11 protein-coding genes are annotated in these 15,851 nt (G+C 74.2%); 6 read left to right on the top strand and 5 right to left on the bottom strand.

Annotated elements, in window-relative coordinates; genetic code table 11:
* Positions 1-10: 10 nt before the first annotated feature.
* Positions 11-2,230, bottom strand: a complete 2,220-nt coding sequence (locus tag ACWEPX_RS00055) for a WD40/YVTN/BNR-like repeat-containing protein (RefSeq protein WP_451894818.1) — start codon at positions 2,228-2,230, stop codon at positions 11-13.
* A gap of 233 nt (positions 2,231-2,463) precedes the next feature.
* Here ACWEPX_RS00055 and ACWEPX_RS00050 point away from each other — a divergent pair, with 233 nt between their 5' ends.
* From ACWEPX_RS00050 to ACWEPX_RS00035, 4 genes are all read left to right on the top strand, one after another.
* Positions 2,464-2,892: a hypothetical protein gene (locus tag ACWEPX_RS00050; RefSeq protein ID WP_451894817.1), complete on the top strand. Its 429-nt coding sequence runs from the start codon at positions 2,464-2,466 to the stop codon at positions 2,890-2,892.
* A gap of 62 nt (positions 2,893-2,954) precedes the next feature.
* The gene (locus ACWEPX_RS00045) at positions 2,955-6,890 is read left to right on the top strand and encodes a hypothetical protein (protein ID WP_451894816.1); all 3,936 of its coding nucleotides are present in this window, start codon (positions 2,955-2,957) and stop codon (positions 6,888-6,890) included.
* A gap of 262 nt (positions 6,891-7,152) precedes the next feature.
* Entirely contained in the window at positions 7,153-7,857 is a 705-nt protein-coding gene (locus tag ACWEPX_RS00040; RefSeq protein ID WP_451894815.1) for a hypothetical protein, read from the top strand.
* Positions 7,839-9,398: a hypothetical protein gene (locus ACWEPX_RS00035; protein ID WP_451894814.1), complete on the top strand. Its 1,560-nt coding sequence runs from the start codon at positions 7,839-7,841 to the stop codon at positions 9,396-9,398. Before ACWEPX_RS00040 ends, ACWEPX_RS00035 begins: the two co-directional genes overlap by 19 nt.
* Positions 9,399-9,454: 56 nt before the next feature.
* Here the strand turns inward: ACWEPX_RS00035 and katG are convergent, their stop codons facing one another.
* On the bottom strand, positions 9,455-11,668 hold the full coding sequence (gene katG, locus ACWEPX_RS00030) for a catalase/peroxidase HPI (protein WP_451894813.1): 2,214 nt from the start codon (positions 11,666-11,668) through the stop codon (positions 9,455-9,457).
* Between the two features lie 36 nt (positions 11,669-11,704).
* The gene (locus tag ACWEPX_RS00025; protein ID WP_451894812.1) at positions 11,705-12,130 is read right to left on the bottom strand and encodes a Fur family transcriptional regulator; all 426 of its coding nucleotides are present in this window, start codon (positions 12,128-12,130) and stop codon (positions 11,705-11,707) included.
* Between the two features lie 189 nt (positions 12,131-12,319).
* On the opposite strand from ACWEPX_RS00025, the gene ACWEPX_RS00020 reads away from it, so the two are divergent.
* Positions 12,320-12,634, top strand: coding sequence for a DUF1540 domain-containing protein (locus ACWEPX_RS00020; protein ID WP_451894811.1), 315 nt, complete (start codon positions 12,320-12,322; stop codon positions 12,632-12,634).
* Between the two features lie 7 nt (positions 12,635-12,641).
* On the opposite strand, the gene ACWEPX_RS00015 is transcribed toward ACWEPX_RS00020, so the two are convergent.
* Both ACWEPX_RS00015 and ACWEPX_RS00010 read right to left on the bottom strand, forming a co-directional pair.
* Complete coding sequence (locus tag ACWEPX_RS00015) at positions 12,642-13,655, bottom strand: lysylphosphatidylglycerol synthase transmembrane domain-containing protein (RefSeq protein WP_451894810.1); 1,014 nt, start codon at positions 13,653-13,655, stop codon at positions 12,642-12,644.
* Positions 13,652-14,437: a PIG-L deacetylase family protein gene (locus ACWEPX_RS00010; RefSeq protein ID WP_451894809.1), complete on the bottom strand. Its 786-nt coding sequence runs from the start codon at positions 14,435-14,437 to the stop codon at positions 13,652-13,654. Before ACWEPX_RS00010 ends, ACWEPX_RS00015 begins: the two co-directional genes overlap by 4 nt.
* 79 nt (positions 14,438-14,516) lie before the next feature.
* Here ACWEPX_RS00010 and ACWEPX_RS00005 point away from each other — a divergent pair, with 79 nt between their 5' ends.
* Positions 14,517-15,803, top strand: coding sequence for a glycosyltransferase (locus tag ACWEPX_RS00005; RefSeq protein WP_451894808.1), 1,287 nt, complete (start codon positions 14,517-14,519; stop codon positions 15,801-15,803).
* Positions 15,804-15,851: the final 48 nt, after the last annotated feature.

The raw sequence follows: 15,851 nt of genomic DNA, 5'->3' as shown, positions 1-15,851 counted from the left end.
TGCCGCCCGCTCAGGGCGCGTCGGCCAGGGACGTCGTCCAGATGCTGCGCCCGTAGGTCGCGGCGTAGAGCACCTGGCCGGTCGCGGGCATGTCGATGTCCAGGACGGGCACCAGCGGCAGGTTCCGCCCCACCTTCACCCAGGTCTTGCCGAGGTTGGTCGTGCGGTACACGCCGACGTCGGTGGCGATGAACAGCCAGCGCGGCTTCGACGGGTGCCGGATCACGTCGTTGATCGGGGCCTGCGGGATCTTCTTGCCCGCGATGTCGGCCCAGGTGCGGCCGCCGTCGCTGGTCATCACCAGGTGCGGGTAGCCGTCGCCGGAGCGCCAGCCGGAGAAGCTGGCCCACGCGACCTTCGGGTTCTGCGGGTCGACGGTGATCCGGGTGACCCAGCGGCCGGGGAACACCGGGCTGCTCAGCCGCTCCCAGGTGACCTGCGCGGGGTCGGCCATCGCGTTGCGGCTGACCCACATCAGGCCGGTGTCGGTGCCCGCGTAGAGCAGGTTCGGGTCGGCCTTGGTCACGCCGAGCGCGGTGATGGTGCCGAAGCCCGGGGCGCGCGGCTCGGTGCCCTCGGTCAGGTCGGGGCTGATCCGCTGCCAGACCCGCTGGCCCGCGTCGGTGTTGATCCGGCTGACGTACTCGCTCGCGCCGAACATGATGCGCGGGTCGGCGCCGCTGAACTCCAGCGGGGCCACCCAGTTCTTGCGGGCGCCGGGGATCGTCATGTTGAAGCCGGTGCGGTCGACGAAGCCGCGGCAGCCGCCGTTCTGCGAGCACCCGTAGTACTTGCGGTCGTCGGTCGGGTCGATGCGGTTCATCATGCCGTCGCCGCCGACGAAGCCGTACCAGTCACCGGTGACGGTGTTGTCCGGGCCCCACGACTTGATGGAGCCGTTGTCCTGGGCGCCCGCGTTGATCCGCGACGGGTCCTGGTGGGAGACGTCCATCTCGTAGAACTGGGTGATCGGCAGGTGCGGGGTCTTGGCCCACAGGCCCTGCGCCGCGCCGTTCTCCGTCGACCAGTAGAAGCCGCCGTCGTTGCCCAGGTACACCCGGCCGGGGGTGAACGGGTCCCACTCCAGGCCGTGCTGGTCGGCGTGCGGGGTGCGCGAGGTGGTCCAGGTGCGGCCGCCGTCGCGGCTCTCGGCGAGGCTGACGCCCGCGACGAACACGTGCAGCGGGTCGACCGGGTCGACGTAGACGCGGCCGAACCACCAGGCGAACCCGCCGCTGATCGACTGGAGCGTGCCGCCGGAGGTCGGGCCGACGGGCGTCCAGGTCGCCCCGGCGTCGGTGCTGGTGAAGAAGCCGTTGAAGTTGCCGCCCGCGGTGCTGGAGATGAGGTAGGCGCGGTTGGGGTCGCTGTCGCTGAAGTCCACGCCCATGCGGCCGACGTAGGTCGCCGAGTCGGGCTGGCCTGCCACGTCCCTGCTCTGCGGCAGCGGGGGCTGGTGGACGTTCGTCCAGGTGCGACCGCCGTCGGTCGAGCGGTAGAGGAAGGAGTTCTTGCCGTAGAGGCGCGACTTCTCGTCGCGGATCTTGTCCCAGGTGGTCGCCAGCATGATGTCCGGGTTGGACTGGTTGATCGTCACGTCGATCACGCCGGTGGACGCGCTGGGCGGGGCGATCACGCGGGTCCAGGACCGGCCGCCGTTCTCGGTCATGAACAGCCCGCGCGTGGGCTCGGTGTCGTGCAGCGCGCCCATGACCGCGACGAAGACGCGGTCGTCGTTGCGCGGGTCGATGACGATCTGGCCGATGGTGTCGCCGTCGGCCAGGCCCATGCCGGTCCAGGTCGCGCCGCGGTCGGTCGACTTGTAGACGCCGCGGCCGTAGTAGGCCGAGCCGCCGCCGTGGTCGGGCTCGCCGGTGCCCGCCCACACGACCCCCTTGGAGTCGACGGCCACCGCGCCCATCGATGGGGGTAACTGGTCGTGCCAGGAGGGTGTGAAGGTCTCACCGCCGTTGTCGGTGCGCCACAGGCCGCCGGTGCCGGTGGCGATGTAGACCACGCCCCGGGTCGTCGGGTCGGCGGCGATGTCGCGGATGCGGCCGCCGATGTTGCCCGGGCCCAGCTCCCGCCACACCTGGTCGGTTCCGCCGGTCACCACGGGCATCTGGCCCGCCTGGGCGATCGCCTGCTTGACGGCGGCGTCGGGGATGGTGCCGTCCGGGTTGGCCCGCTGGGCGAACATCCACTCCTCAGCGCCTACCGGGCCGGCCACCGGTTCAAGATCGGGTGTCACCTGTTGGGGGATCGAGACTGCACTGCCGCCCACCAAGGCCATCACGGCCGTTGTGGACAGAATCCAGACAGGGGCTCGCCGAGCTTTGGCCACATCTGCCTCCGAGATCACGGGGGCGCCCACGCGCCGATGGCAAACGGTAACACCCGATCATCCGATTTGACCCTTCTGAGAAGCTGCGGACATTCACAGAATTACATACAGTGGCCGCCATGATCGGACGGGCGTTGATCGCGGCTGCGGTCCTGCTGACGGGTTGCTCCACCGGGGTGACGGCGACCTGCGCCGCGCCCACGCCCGCTCCCCCGGACCAGACCGCGCTGCTGCCCGCGGGGCTGTCCCTGGCCGAGGTGGGGACGGTGACCCGCGTCGAGCGCGCCGACGGCCACCTCAGCGCCCAGGCGGTGTCCGACCGCCGCATCGACGAGCTGACCATCCTCATCCAGGACGCGGTGACCGCCGCGGGCTACCGGCCTGCCGGGATGGACAACGAGGGCTTCGAGGCCGAGGTGTTCTTCACCGCCGGGTCCTACGCGGCCGGGCAGGCGATCGTGCGGCGGGGCGGGTGCGAGGGCCAGTGGGAGGTCGAGCTGGTGCTCATCGAGCCCAGCGCCGTGCCGACCACTGCTCCTCCCGGCTGACCGGGGTTTCCCGTTCGCCGCGGGGCCGCCCGTTCGGCCGAATCCGCTGCTACGTTCGCCGGGTGACCGGGAACGACATCCCCCTGTCCAACGCCTTCCACGCAGGCAGCGTGGCGGGCACCGTCATCCAGGCCGCCGTGGTCAACGTCGGCGCGCCCGGCGGGCCGGACCCCGGCCCCGACCGCTACGCCGACGTGTTCGCCCGGCTCGACCGCGTCCCCTTCACCCCGCGCGGGTGGCTGACCGACCGGCTCGACCGGTTCCTCGCCACCGCGGGCCAGGGGTACTTCCTCATCGAGGGCAAGGCGGGCGTCGGCAAGACGACCCTGCTCGCCCACCTCGCCCGGCAGCGGCGGTGGCCCCACCACTTCACCGCCCACGACCCCGCGCGGCGGCTGGCCCGCAGCGCCCGGCGCGCCCTGGCCGACCAGCTCACCGACCGCTTCGGCCCGCTGGGCGGCGGGCCGGAGACGCCCGCGGCCTTCGCCGAGCTGCTGGCCGACGCCGCCGCGTCCGCCGCGCGGGAGGGCACGTCGGTCGTCGTGCTCGTGGACGGCATCGATGACGGCGAGCCGGTGCGCGGGTGCGCGCCGCTCGGCTTGCCGATCGAGCTGCCCGCCAACGTGCACGTCGTCGCCACGCTGCGTGAGGGCAGCGAGCTGTTCGAGCGGTGGGGCGGCAGCGCGGGCGCGACCATCGGGGCGGACACCGCCGCCGACGACCTGCGCGCGCACATCGACACCGCGTTGGCCGACCCGGTGCTGCGCGATCGGGTCGGCGATCCGGACGGCTTCCGGGAACGCCTGGTGGACCGGTGCGCCGGTGACTTCCTGCTCCTGCGGTACCTGCTCGCCGAGGTCGCCGCGGGGCGCGAGGTGGCGCGGCTGCCCGGCGACCTGTGGGCGTACTACAGCTGGTGGCTGCGCGAGCTGGAGCGCGACCACCCGGCAGGCGCGCTCGCCGTGCCGCTGCTGAGCGCCCTGGCCTGCGCCGACGAGCCGATCGGCCTGGCCGCCCTGTGCGCGCTGTCCGGGGTGGACGATGCCGGGCTGGTCACCGAGCTGGCGCTGACCAGCCTGCAGAACCTCGTCGTGGTCACCGGCTACCACCGGGACCTGCGGCTGTCGGTCTGGCACGACACCGTGCGCGACTACTTCACCGGGCAGGTGCACCAGGACGCGCACAGCGGCGACCGGTTGCAGCTGCACCGCCTCGGCAGCGCCGCCGCGTCCGCGCGCGAGCGGATCACCGCCCGCTACCTGGCCGATCCCCGGCTGGACGACGGCTACGGCACGCGGCACCTGGTCGGGCACCTCGCCGCCGCGGGCAAGCACGACGAGCTGCACGCGCTGCTGCGGGCGGAGACCGACGACGGGGCGAACCTGTGGTTCGGGCTGCGCCCGCCGCGGGAGTACCGCGCCGATCTGGCCGTGGCTCAGCAGATCGCGGCCGCGGCGGCGGACGCCGACCTGGCCGCGCCGCGGCTGGCCCCCGCCATCGGCCTGGAGCTGCGGTACGCGCTGATGGACGCCAGCGTCTCGTCCGCCATGGCGCTGGGCGCGGCCCCGGTCGCCCCGGCCGTCGTGCGGGCGCTGGTGGCGCGGCGGGTGTGGGCGCCGGTGGACGCGCTGCGGCGGATCGCCGCGGTCGAGGACCCCGCGCGCGTGGTCGCCCTGCTGACCGCCCTGGTCGACGGCGCGGGCAGGCTGGCCCCGCTGGACGCGGCGGATGCCTGGAACCTGCTGTTCCCGCTGCGGGACATCGGCGCGTTCACCCTGGGCGCGCGGCTGCTGCCGATGCTGGCCGAGCCCGACCGCAGCCGGATCACCGCCGAGTTCCACCGCATGAGCCGCATCCCGGACATTCCGCTGCGCGCCCGCATCCTGGGGGTGCTGGGCGGGTGCGGCGACGCCGACGCGCTGCTCGACGCCGTGCTGGGCGGCGGCGACGAGGAGCGCTCGACCGCCAACGCCGTGGCCGACCTGATCCCGCACCTCTCGGACCAGGCCCTCGCCCGCGTCCAGCCGCGCATGACCCGCACGCACGAGTGGTCGGCGGCCCGCCGCGCCTTGGCGCTGCGCTGGGCCGAGTCCGGCGCGAACCCGGACTGGGTCGCCGACCACGCCGCCGCGGAGCTGTCCGCCCTCGCCGCCGACGGCATCGGCCTGGTCTTCGGCGCTGATCCCCCGATCGGCCGCCTCCTCGCCGCCCTCGACCCCGCTCGCCGGTCCCACACCCTCAACCGGGTCCTGGACCGCATCCCCGCCGACGCCCTCCCCGTGCGCCTGACCCCCATCGGCCGCTACCTCGACGGCCCCGCGCTGACCCGTGCCCTGCGCATGGCCCGATCCCTCAACACCCTCCCCGCCATGCGCGCCCGCGCGCTGGCCGCCCTCCTCCCCGCCCTCCCGCCACCGGCCCGGTCCATCGCGCTGGACGAGGCGCTGGCCGACCTGCTCGACGCGAAGACGCCCGCCGGCCCCGGCCTCAGGCGCCGCAGCCCCGCGCTGGCCCTCGGCCTCGCGGAGACGGTCGCGCTGCTGGCCGAGCACCCCGGCGGCCGGGTCGGGCGCGTCGAGGAGGTCGTGCGGTGGTTGCCCCCGGCCGACCAGGTGGGGCCGCTGGCCGCGCTGTCCCACCACGGGCGGGACGACCTCCGCGGCGAGGCGCTGGCGATCATCGAGCGGCTGTCGGGCCCGGCGCGCGCCGTCGCGCTGATCGCGGTCGCACCGCATCTGGACCGGCACAGCCGGGCGGTGGCGCTGGGGCTGGTCGGCGGCGTGGCGGACGGCAGGCACCGCACCGAGGCGCTCGACGCGCTCACCGCCGCCGCGGGCGAGGAGGACCTCGTCGCCGCCCTGCGCACCGCCCAGGTGGTGGGCGACCAGCGCCAGCAGGTCGCGGCGTTGGCGGCGCTGGCCTGCCACGTCGGGTCGGCCGACCTGCCGCGGGTGCGCGCCGCCGCCGAGGAGCGCGCGTCCGAGCCGGTGATCGAGCTGGCCGACGTCCTGCCGCCCGCCGAGCGCGTCGACCTGCTGCGACGCGCGGCTGCCGCGCTGCCGACGGTCCCACCCGTCGGCGACCCCGGCTACTTCGACCGCCTCGCCGCGGTGCGGCCGGTGCTGGGGGCGCGGGAGGTGGTGGACCGGCTGGTGGCCGCCGCGCGGTGGCGTCCGGTTCCGGGGTGGCCCGGCCTGGACGTCTGGGCCGTGCTGCGGCCCGGGCCCGAGCACGTCGCCGCGGCGCGCAAGGCGGTGCGCAACCGGATCTCGGGCGGGCACGAGACCGCGCAGTGGATCGCCATGCTCGCCCAGCACCTCAGTCAGTCCGAAGTGGACACCCACGTCGCCGCGGCGGTCGCGCTGCCCGAGCAGGTCCGGCACCTGCCGCTGGCCGCGCTGGCGCACCGGCTGCCCCCGGACCGCCGGGACTGGGCGGCCCAGGTGGCGCTGACCCACATGTGCCGGGTGGACCGCCCCGACCCGCACGGCCCGGCCAGCGTCCCGGTCGGCCTCGACGCCCACGCGGTCGCGCTGCTGGCCGACGCCCTGCCCGACCACTCCGCCCTGCTCGACGCCGTGCTGCCGAACATCGGCACCACCCGCTGGCCGTGGCGGTTGCTCGCCCGCCTGCTCCCCCGACTCGACCCCACCGAGCGCGAACGGCTGGAACGCGCCGCGATCGACCTGCTGCCCACCCACATCCCCGACCCCAGCGGCGACCTGGCCACCATCGCCCGCCACACCAGCCCAGCCTTCCACCGCGCCCTGCTCGCCCACTCGCCAGGCGACCGCCGCGCCGCCGCAGTCACCGCCGTACTAGCCGCCGACCCAGCCGCATCCTGGACAGACACCCGCCACCTCCTCCCCGGCCTAGCCCGCCCCGAACTGCTCACCGCACTCACCGCCGCCACACCACTCATCAGCACCCACGGCGGACTACGCGCCACGGCCGAGTGCGCCACGGCAGTCAACGACGTCACCCGCTGGTGGCCATGATTCGGCGGGCGACCGCCGCGCCACCCCAGCCACCGCCGTGCTGGCCCTTGACCTGCTCCCCGGCCTAGCCCGACCCGAGCTGCCCCACCGCGTTCGCTGCCGCCGCGCCGACTTCACCCGCTGGTGACCGTGATCAAGCCCCGATCGGGGGAAGATCAGGTGGGCTGTTCGGCCCTATCCTGGTCCCATCAGCCACGACAGGACGCGGAACCGGATCGATGGCCAGGTCGGCTCGGCCATCCAGACCGGCTCGACCCGCGATGTGCACATCGGTGACGCCCACGACCGCCGCGGCGTGGTCGCGCTGGCGGTTGTCGCCGTCCTGCTGACCGCCGGGCTGGTCGCGGTCGTCATCAGCCGCGACGACCCGCTGCCGCAGCCGCCTGCGCCGTCGTCGCCTGCGCCTGCGCCGGAGTCCCCCATCGCCGCGGCGGTGGAGTACGACTTCGACTGCGACTACGGGCTGATCGTCCCCGACGAGGGCCAGCAGGTCCTCCCGCAGGAGGGGTTCACCCCGCCCGCGGGCACGATCCAGCCGTCGGGCTCGGCGGTGGCGGTGACCGTGCAGGGCACCGGCGACGACGCCGTGGTCCTGCACTCGATCGAGGTCGAGGTCGTCCGCCGCGCGCCGCCGCCTGATGCGCTGTTCCTGCGCACGACCTGCGGCGGCGAGGTGCAGCCGCGGCTGTTCGAGGTTGACCTCGACCGGCCCCGGCCCGCGGTCGCCGCCGCGCGGGGGACGCGCGGGTTCCCCTACCGCATCGACCGGTCCGAGCCGGAGCACCTGATCATCACCGCGCTCACCGCCGGGACCGCGGAGTGGCGGCTGCGCCTGCGGTGGACGTCCGGATCGCTGGGCGGCGAACTCGTGCTCGACGACGGCGGCAAGCCGTTCCGCACCGCGGCGGTGACCGGCTCGCGCGAGATGTGCCTGGACGGAATGATGGTATGGCGCACCGACTGCTGATCCCCCTGCTCCTGCTCGCCGCCTGCGCGTCCCCGCCGCCGCAGCAGCAGGCGTGGCAGCGCATCGACGCGGGCCCGCAGACCGGTGTGGACGGTTGGGACGGCGGCTTCCTCGCCGCGGGCACGAGCCTGATGTTCTCGGCGAACGCGCGCGACTGGCGCCCGACGAGCCCGCCGCGGCTGCGGGCCCGGGTCGACACCGCCGCCCACGGCCCCGCCGCCTACCTGCTGGGCTGGACCGCGACCGCGCTGATCGTGTGGCGCACCGAGGACGGCGAGCACTGGCAGCCGTCGGTGCTGCTCGACCGGGTGCCCGAGGCCAAGCCGGAACTCGTCCTGGCGGCCGGGGCCCGCGGGGTGCTCGTGGTGGCCAGCGACCCCGAACGCCTCGGGCTCACCTACTGGCACGCCCCCGACGGCCGCGCGTTCGGCAGGCAGCGGACCCTGCCCGGGGCCGAGGAGGTCACCGCGCACAGCTTCCCGACCGCGGCCGCCACCCCGGACGGCTTCCTGGTCGACCCCGGCTGGGGGCTGGGCAGCGCGACCAACCCGGTGGGCCACCGGATCCTGCCGCCGCGCATTTACGCCTCCCCCGACGGCCGCACCTGGGCGGACATCGGGCCGGGGCTGCCGGAGGGCATGGTCGAGGGGATGGCGGGCAACCGCGGCACCGTCGTGGTGGTCACCACGCCGTTCGCGGGCGACAGCGGCCAGCAGTTCTGGTTCCGCCGGGACGGGGTGTGGCGGCAGGCGGGGATCGACCCGGGCAGGCTCGGCGACCCGGCCGTCGTGGCAGACAGCCTGCGCGTCCTGGACGACCTGCGCGACTGGGGCCCGGGGTTCCTCGCGGTGGGCCACGCGGCCGACAGCGGCGCCAGCTACGTCTGGACCTCGGCCACCGGCTCGGGCTGGACCCGGCTGCCCGAGGTCGGCGGGGTCGCCGACGTCGCCGTGGCGGGCGGGCGGACGCTGCTCACCGGGAAGGTGGACGCCTGGCTGAGCCACGCCGAGCCCGCGTTCGACCCCGACCCGCCCGATCCGCACGAGCCGCCGACCTCGACCACCACCGGACCGGCCAGGCACGCCACCGACCTGCCGGTGTTCGACCCGTGGACCGAGCCCGTGGCGCCCGCCGAGGGCACGGCCGACTGCGAGTTCGAGTCCGCCGTCACCGACCGGGGCGACGCCTGGGAGTGCTCGGCGGGCGGCAAGACCTACGACCCGTGCTTCCTGCACCCGGGCGGCGGGCTGGTCGCCTGCTGGACCGGCCGCGCCACGACCGTGTTCGCCGTGCCGGAGCCGCTGCGCTACGAGGACGTCGAGAGCGCGCTCACCTGGCGCATGGACCTGGCCACCGGGGACGTCTGCACCGTCCACACCGGAGAGCTGATCCGCAACGGCGTCGAACCGCTCTGGATGGTCTGCCAGCCGGGCAAGGGCGCGCGCTACGTGTGGTCGTGGGTGACGGAGGACAGCATCCAGACCTCCATGACCGTCGACGGCGAGCTGACCACCACGGAAGTGGTCGCCCAGTACCGCTGAAACGGCGCTGCCCAGGCCAGCCCCGACGGGGCGGACCTGGGCAGCGCGCTACCGGATCAGGCGAGGTCGAACCGGTCGAGGTTCATGACCTTGTCCCACGCGGCGACGAAGTCGCGGACGAACTTCTCCCGCGCGTCGTCGCTGGCGTACACCTCGGCCACCGCCCGCAGCTCGGAGTTCGAGCCGAAGAGCAGGTCGACGCGGCTGGCGGTCCACTTCAGCTCCCCGGTGACCGGGTCGTAGCCGTGGAAGGACTGCGCGTCCGCCGAGGTCGGCTTCCACGTCGTGCCCATGTCGAGCAGGTTGACGAAGAAGTCGTTGGTCAGCGTGCCCGGCGTGCCGGTGAGCACGCCCAGCGGCGAGCGCTGGTGGTTGGCGCCCAGCACGCGCAGGCCGCCGACCAGGACGGTCATCTCCGGCGCGGTCAGGGTGAGCAGGTTCGCCCGGTCGACCAGCAGGTACTCGGCGGGCAGGCGGTTGCCCTTGCCGAGGTAGTTGCGGAAGCCGTCCGCGGTCGGCTCCAGCACCGCGAAGGACTCGACGTCGGTCTCCTCCTGGCTGGCGTCGGCCCGGCCCGGGGTGAACGGGACCTCGATGTCGAAGCCCGCGTCCCTGGCCGCCTTCTCCACCGCGGCGCAGCCGCCGAGGACGATCAGGTCGGCCAGCGAGACCGGCTTGCCGAAGCCCGCCTTGACGCCCTCCAGCACGGCCAGCACCTCGGCCAGCGCGTCGGGCTCGTTGACCTCCCAGCCGCGCTGCGGCTCCAGCCGGATGCGGGCGCCGTTGGCCCCGCCGCGCTTGTCGCTGCCGCGGAAGGTCGACGCCGACGCCCACGCGGTGGTGACCAGCTGCGACACCGACAGGCCGGAGGCGAGGATCCGCTCCTTGAGCGCGGCGATGTCGGCCGCGTCGACCAGCTCGTGGGTCACCGGCGGGATCGGGTCCTGCCAGATCATCGTCTCCTGCGGCACCAGCGGGCCGAGGTAGCGCGAGACCGGGCCCATGTCGCGGTGGGTCAGCTTGAACCACGCGCGGGCGAAGGCGTCGGCGAACTCGTCGGGGTTCGCCAGGAAGCGCCGGGAGATCTGCTCGTAGACCGGGTCCACGCGCAGGGCGATGTCCGCGGTGGTCATCGTCGGGGCGTGGGTGACCGACGGGTCGTGCGCGTCGGGCACCGTGCCCGCGCCCGCGCCGTCCTTGGGCTTCCACTGCTTGGCGCCCGCGGGGCTGTAGGTCAGCTCCCACTCGTAGCCGAACAGCGTCTCGAAGAAGCTGTTGTCCCAGGTGGTCGGGGTGGGCGTCCAGGCGCCCTCCAGGCCGCTGGTGATCGTGTCGCCGCCCTTGCCGGTGCCGAGGCTGTTCTTCCAGCCCAGGCCCTGCTCCTCCAGCGGCGCGCCCTCCGGCTCCGGGCCCACGTTGGCCGGGTCACCGGCGCCGTGGGTCTTGCCGAAGGTGTGGCCGCCCGCGATCAGCGCGACGGTCTCCTCGTCGTTCATCGCCATCCGGGCGAAGGTCTCCCGGATGTCGCGCGCGGAGGCCAGCGGGTCGCCGGAGCCGTTGGGGCCCTCGGGGTTGACGTAGATCAGGCCCATCTGCACCGCGGCCAGCGGGTTCTCCAACTCCCGGTCGCCGGTGTAGCGCTCGTCGCCGAGCCAGGTGGTCTCCGGGCCCCAGTAGACGTCCTCGTCGGGCTCGAAGACGTCGGCGCGCCCACCGGCGAAGCCGAAGGTCTTGGCGCCCATCGACTCCAGCGCGCAGTTGCCCGCGAAGATCATCAGGTCGGCCCAGGAGATCTTGCGGCCGTACTTCTGCTTGATCGGCCAGAGCAGCCTGCGGGCCTTGTCCAGGTTGCCGTTGTCCGGCCAGCTGTTGAGCGGGGCGAAGCGCTGCATGCCCGCGCCCGCGCCGCCGCGGCCGTCGGTCACGCGGTAGGTGCCCGCGCTGTGCCACGCCATCCGGATGAACAGCGGGCCGTAGTGGCCGTAGTCGGCGGGCCACCAGTCCTGCGAGGTGGTCATGACCTCGAAGATGTCCGCGCGCAGCGCGTCGAGGTCGAGGGTCTGGAACTCCGCGGCGTAGTCGAAGTCGGGGTCCATCGGGTTGGACGCGGGCGCGTGCTTGCGCAGGATTTTGAGGTTGAGCTGGTTGGGCCACCAGTCGCGGTTGCCCGCGCCCTCGGTCGGGTGCTTGCGGCGCCCCGCCGAAACCGGGCACTGGCCGGTCTCCTCGACGTTCAACTCTCCAACAACGGCGTCTGGGCTGTCAGACACGAACATCCTCTCCGGGTTCAACGGGGGGTGGGGCGCTCAGGAACTGGCCGAGCACTCGGGGCAGCGGCCCCAGTAGACGACCTCGGCCTCGTCGATCTCGAAGCCGTGGCTCTGCGCCGCGGTCAGGCAGGGGGCCTCCCCGACCGCGCAGTCGACATCCGCGATCACACCGCACGACCGGCACACCACGTGGTGGTGGTTGTCCCCCACGCGCGCCTCGTAGCGCGCGACGGACCCCTGCGGCTGGATGCGGCGCAGGAGCCCGGCCGAAGTCAACGCGCGCAGCACGTCGTAGACGGCTTGGTGGGACACCTCCCCCAACGCCGCCCGGACGACCCCGATGATCGAGTCGGTGTCGGCGTGCGGGTGGGCGTGCACGGCGGACAGCACCGCGACACGCGGGCGCGTCACGCGGAGGTTCGCCCCGCGCAGCAGGCGTTCGAGGTCCGAGGTCGCTGGCACGCCGCGGAGTCTGCCGGACATACTTGAATGAGTCAAGTTTAGCCGCTGACCGCCCGCTGACGCGATCGCAACGGGCGGGTGAAACCCTTGGCAGCCAAGGTTAGGCAACGCTTATCTCCAGGTTGCGGCCCTGTTCGACCGGTGCAACCGTCCGTTGGGTACCGGCGATCCGAGGACCCTGGAGCGATCATGACAACGATGGAGATGCCCGCCGTCAACGAATGCACGGTCACCAACTGCTCCTACAACCACGACGGCTGCCACGCCTACGCGATCACCGTCAACGGCATCGACGGCTCCGCCGACTGCGGCACGTTCGTCCCCCTGCAGGAGAAGGGCGGCCTGCCGAAGGTCATCGCCCAGGTGGGCGCCTGCTCGCGCGTGGACTGCGTGCACAACGCCGACCTGGAGTGCACCGCGTCCGGCGTGCGCGTCGGCCCCGGCCAGGGCTCGCACGCGGCCAACTGCCTGACCTACCGGCCCGCCGACGCGGCGCTGGGCTAGCGGGCGCTCACCCGCCGCGGACGCGGTCGGCCCCGGGGGCCTGCTCCCGCCAGCGCCGCAGCAGCGCCCAGACCAGGAAGCCGACCGCGCCCAGCGGGATCTCCACCAGGTAGGTGAAGAAGGTGAACAGCACGACCGCCGCCGCCGTCTCCGCAGGCGGCGCGCCGTAGGCGATCAGCAGGCCGACGGTGGCGGGCTCGGTGATGCCGAAGCCGTTGGGGGTCACCGCCACCGCGGTCAGCACCCGGCTCAGCGCGAACGCCGCGATCAGCAGGGCCGCGCCCGGGCGCACGCCGGTGGCGGCCAGGCAGGCGGCGAACAGCACCCCCTGCAGCGCGGTCGCGGCGGCCATGCCCGCGCTCATCCGCCGCCACCCGGCCGCGACCACCCGGCCCGCGTCCTGCCGGAACCGGCCGACCATCTCCGGCAGCGACCGCCGCCAGCGCCGGGGCAGCACCCGCCCCACCCCGGCGACGACGGCATCCAGCACGCGCCGCCGCCCCAGCACCGCGACCGCGACGACGACCGCGAGCAGCGGGACCACGGCGGTGGCCAGGCCGACCCAGTTCGACGTCGGCCCCGCGGCCAGCAGCGCGCCGACCCCGACCACGCCGAGCACGAGCCGCGACAGGATGTTCCACAGGCCGGTGACCAGCGTGGAGACGACCACCGGCCCGCGGGCGTGCCCCCAGCTGCGGGTCAGCGCGAAGGTCACCGCGACCCCGGCGGCCCCGCCCAGCGGCAGCACGTTGCTCACCGCGCTGCCCGCGAGGTTCAGCACGAGCGCCTGGGCGTTGCCCAGCCCGGGCAGCGACCCGGTGAGCACGTAGGTGTAGGACCACAGCCCCGCCAGCCAGACCGCGACCAGCCCCACCGCCGCGGGCGCGGACACCATCCCGAGCACACGGCCGATGGCCGCCCAGTCCGTCCCGGCGACCGCGGGCAGCGCCACCACCAGCAGCACCACCGCGCCGATGGTCGAGCACACCGCGACGACCACGCGCGGCGTCGTGACCGTCACCGGTCGGCCAGCGGGTGATCGCGCACGCGCCGCCGCGGCAGGCCGGGCTGCACGTACCACTCGGTGCCCAGCGCCAGCCGGAACAGCGGGCGGGGCAGGCGCAGCAGCGCGGCGACCGTCCGCTCGGCGTCCCCGCCGCCCGCCTGGCTGGCGTGCGCGGCCAGGCTGGCCCGCTTGGCCTCGGCGAAGGCGCCCACCCGCACCCGGTGGGTGATGGCCGAGCGGGGGCTGTAGGCGGTCTCGAAGCGGCGGATGTCGAACTCGGGCGGGAAGCGGTGGCACAGCCCGGCCAGGCGCAGCGCCAGCAGCAGCGCGTCGCGGTCCACAGTGGCCTCCAGGTACCGGGGCGTGCCCGCCAGCCCGGCCGCGAGCGCGCCGACCCGGTGCACCTGCACGTGGTCGGGGTGGCCGTAGCCGCCCGCGGGGTCGTACCCGGTCAGCAGGTCGGCGCCCTCGTCGCGGAGCAGGTCGGCGAGCCGCGCCGCGGCCGCGTGCGGGTCGACCGCGGCGAACCCGTCCGGGTGGTCCCCGGTCGTCCCGGAGTCGCGGTAGCCCAACGACTCCACGCGAGCGCAGCCGAGCACCCGGGCCGAGGCGTGCAGCTCGGCCAGGCGCGCCCGCCCGAGGTCGCCACCGTCGCACCCGGACAGCCCGCGCTCGCCCGCGGTGGCGACGACGAGCACCACCCGGTGCCCCTCCGCCGCCAGCCGGGCCATCGTCCCCGCCGTCAGCAGCGCCTCGTCATCCGGATGGGCATGAAAGAACACGCAGGTGTGTCGCACGGCGTCGAGTCTCCCAGCGCTCGACATACTCAGGCGCTGGTAACCCGATCAGCGGCGAGTCCCGACGCGAGGTGCCCGGATGATCGTGCACGTGAGCGACTGCTTCCACCCGCGGCTCGGCGGGATCGAGGTGCAGGTCGGCGACCTGGCCTGCCGCCAGCTCGGGGCGGGGCACGAGGTCGCCGTCATCACCGCGACCCCCGGGTCGGGTGTCCCTTCCGGACTCCCCCCGGTGCACCGGGTGTGCGCGCCGCTGCCGTTCGAGCTGCCCGTGCACCCGTGGCCGGGCGCGCGGCTGCGCCAGCTGTTCGCCGAGCTGCGCCCGCGCGTGGTGCACGTGCACGTCGGCGCGGTGTCGCCGTTCGCGTGGCAGGCCGTGCACGCCTGCCTGCGCTGGAGCCTGCCGCTGGTGGTCACCGTGCACAGCATGTGGGACCCGCTCACCCAGGCGTCCTACCGCGTCGCCCAGCGCCTTGCGCCGCACGACCGCGCCCGGGTGGTCGTCACCGCGGTGAGCCGCGCCGCAGGCGGACTCGTCCGCGCGGCGCTGCCGCACCGGGAGATCGCCGTCATCCCCAACGGCATCGACCCGGCCACCTGGCGCCCCACCACCCGCCCCGACACCGACCAGGACGGCTCGATCCGCGCCCTGGCCGTCGGCAGGCTGGCCCCGCGCAAGAAGCCGCTGCAACTGGTGCGCCTGCTCGCCGCCGCCAACACCCGCCTCAGCGGCCGACTCCGCGCCACCATCGTCGGCGACGGCCCCACCCTCCCCCTCCTCCGCCGCTACATCGACCGCTGCGGCCTAACCGACGCCATCCGCCTAACCGGACGACTCGACCGCCCCCGGATCAGGGACCTGCTGGCCACCGCCCACCTCTTCCTCGCCCCGGCCCCCTTGGAAGCCTTCGGCATCGCCGCCCTGGAAGCCCGCACCGCAGGCGTCCCCGTAATCGCCCGATCGGGCAACGGCATAGCCGACTTCATCCACCACGACCGCGAAGGCTTGCTCTGCGCAAGCACCTGCGACCTAGTCGACGCACTAGTAACCCTCTCCACAGACCACCCCCGCAGACACCGCATCGCCCACCACAACCACGCCACCGAACCCTCCCACTGCACCTGGCCCAACGTCCTAGCCGCCTACGAAGACTGCTACACAAGGGCAACCGCCCCACCCACCAACAGCGACGCGCCCACCCACCAAACAGCAACCGCCCCACCCACCAACAGCGACGCGCCCACCCACCAAACAGCAACCGCCCCACCCACCAACAGCGACGCGCCCACCCACTCAACAGGAACGCGCGCCCGAAGCCTGTCCGATGGGGTGGACTCGCATTCGCGGGGAGCGAAACGCCGCTAAACTGGCCAGGGCGTGAACGGGCTCCGCCCGCCTTCACCGCCTTCACGC

The sequence above is a fragment of the Actinokineospora sp. NPDC004072 genome (genome assembly GCF_053604195.1).
This window is presented reverse-complemented; position numbering and strand designations above follow the sequence as displayed.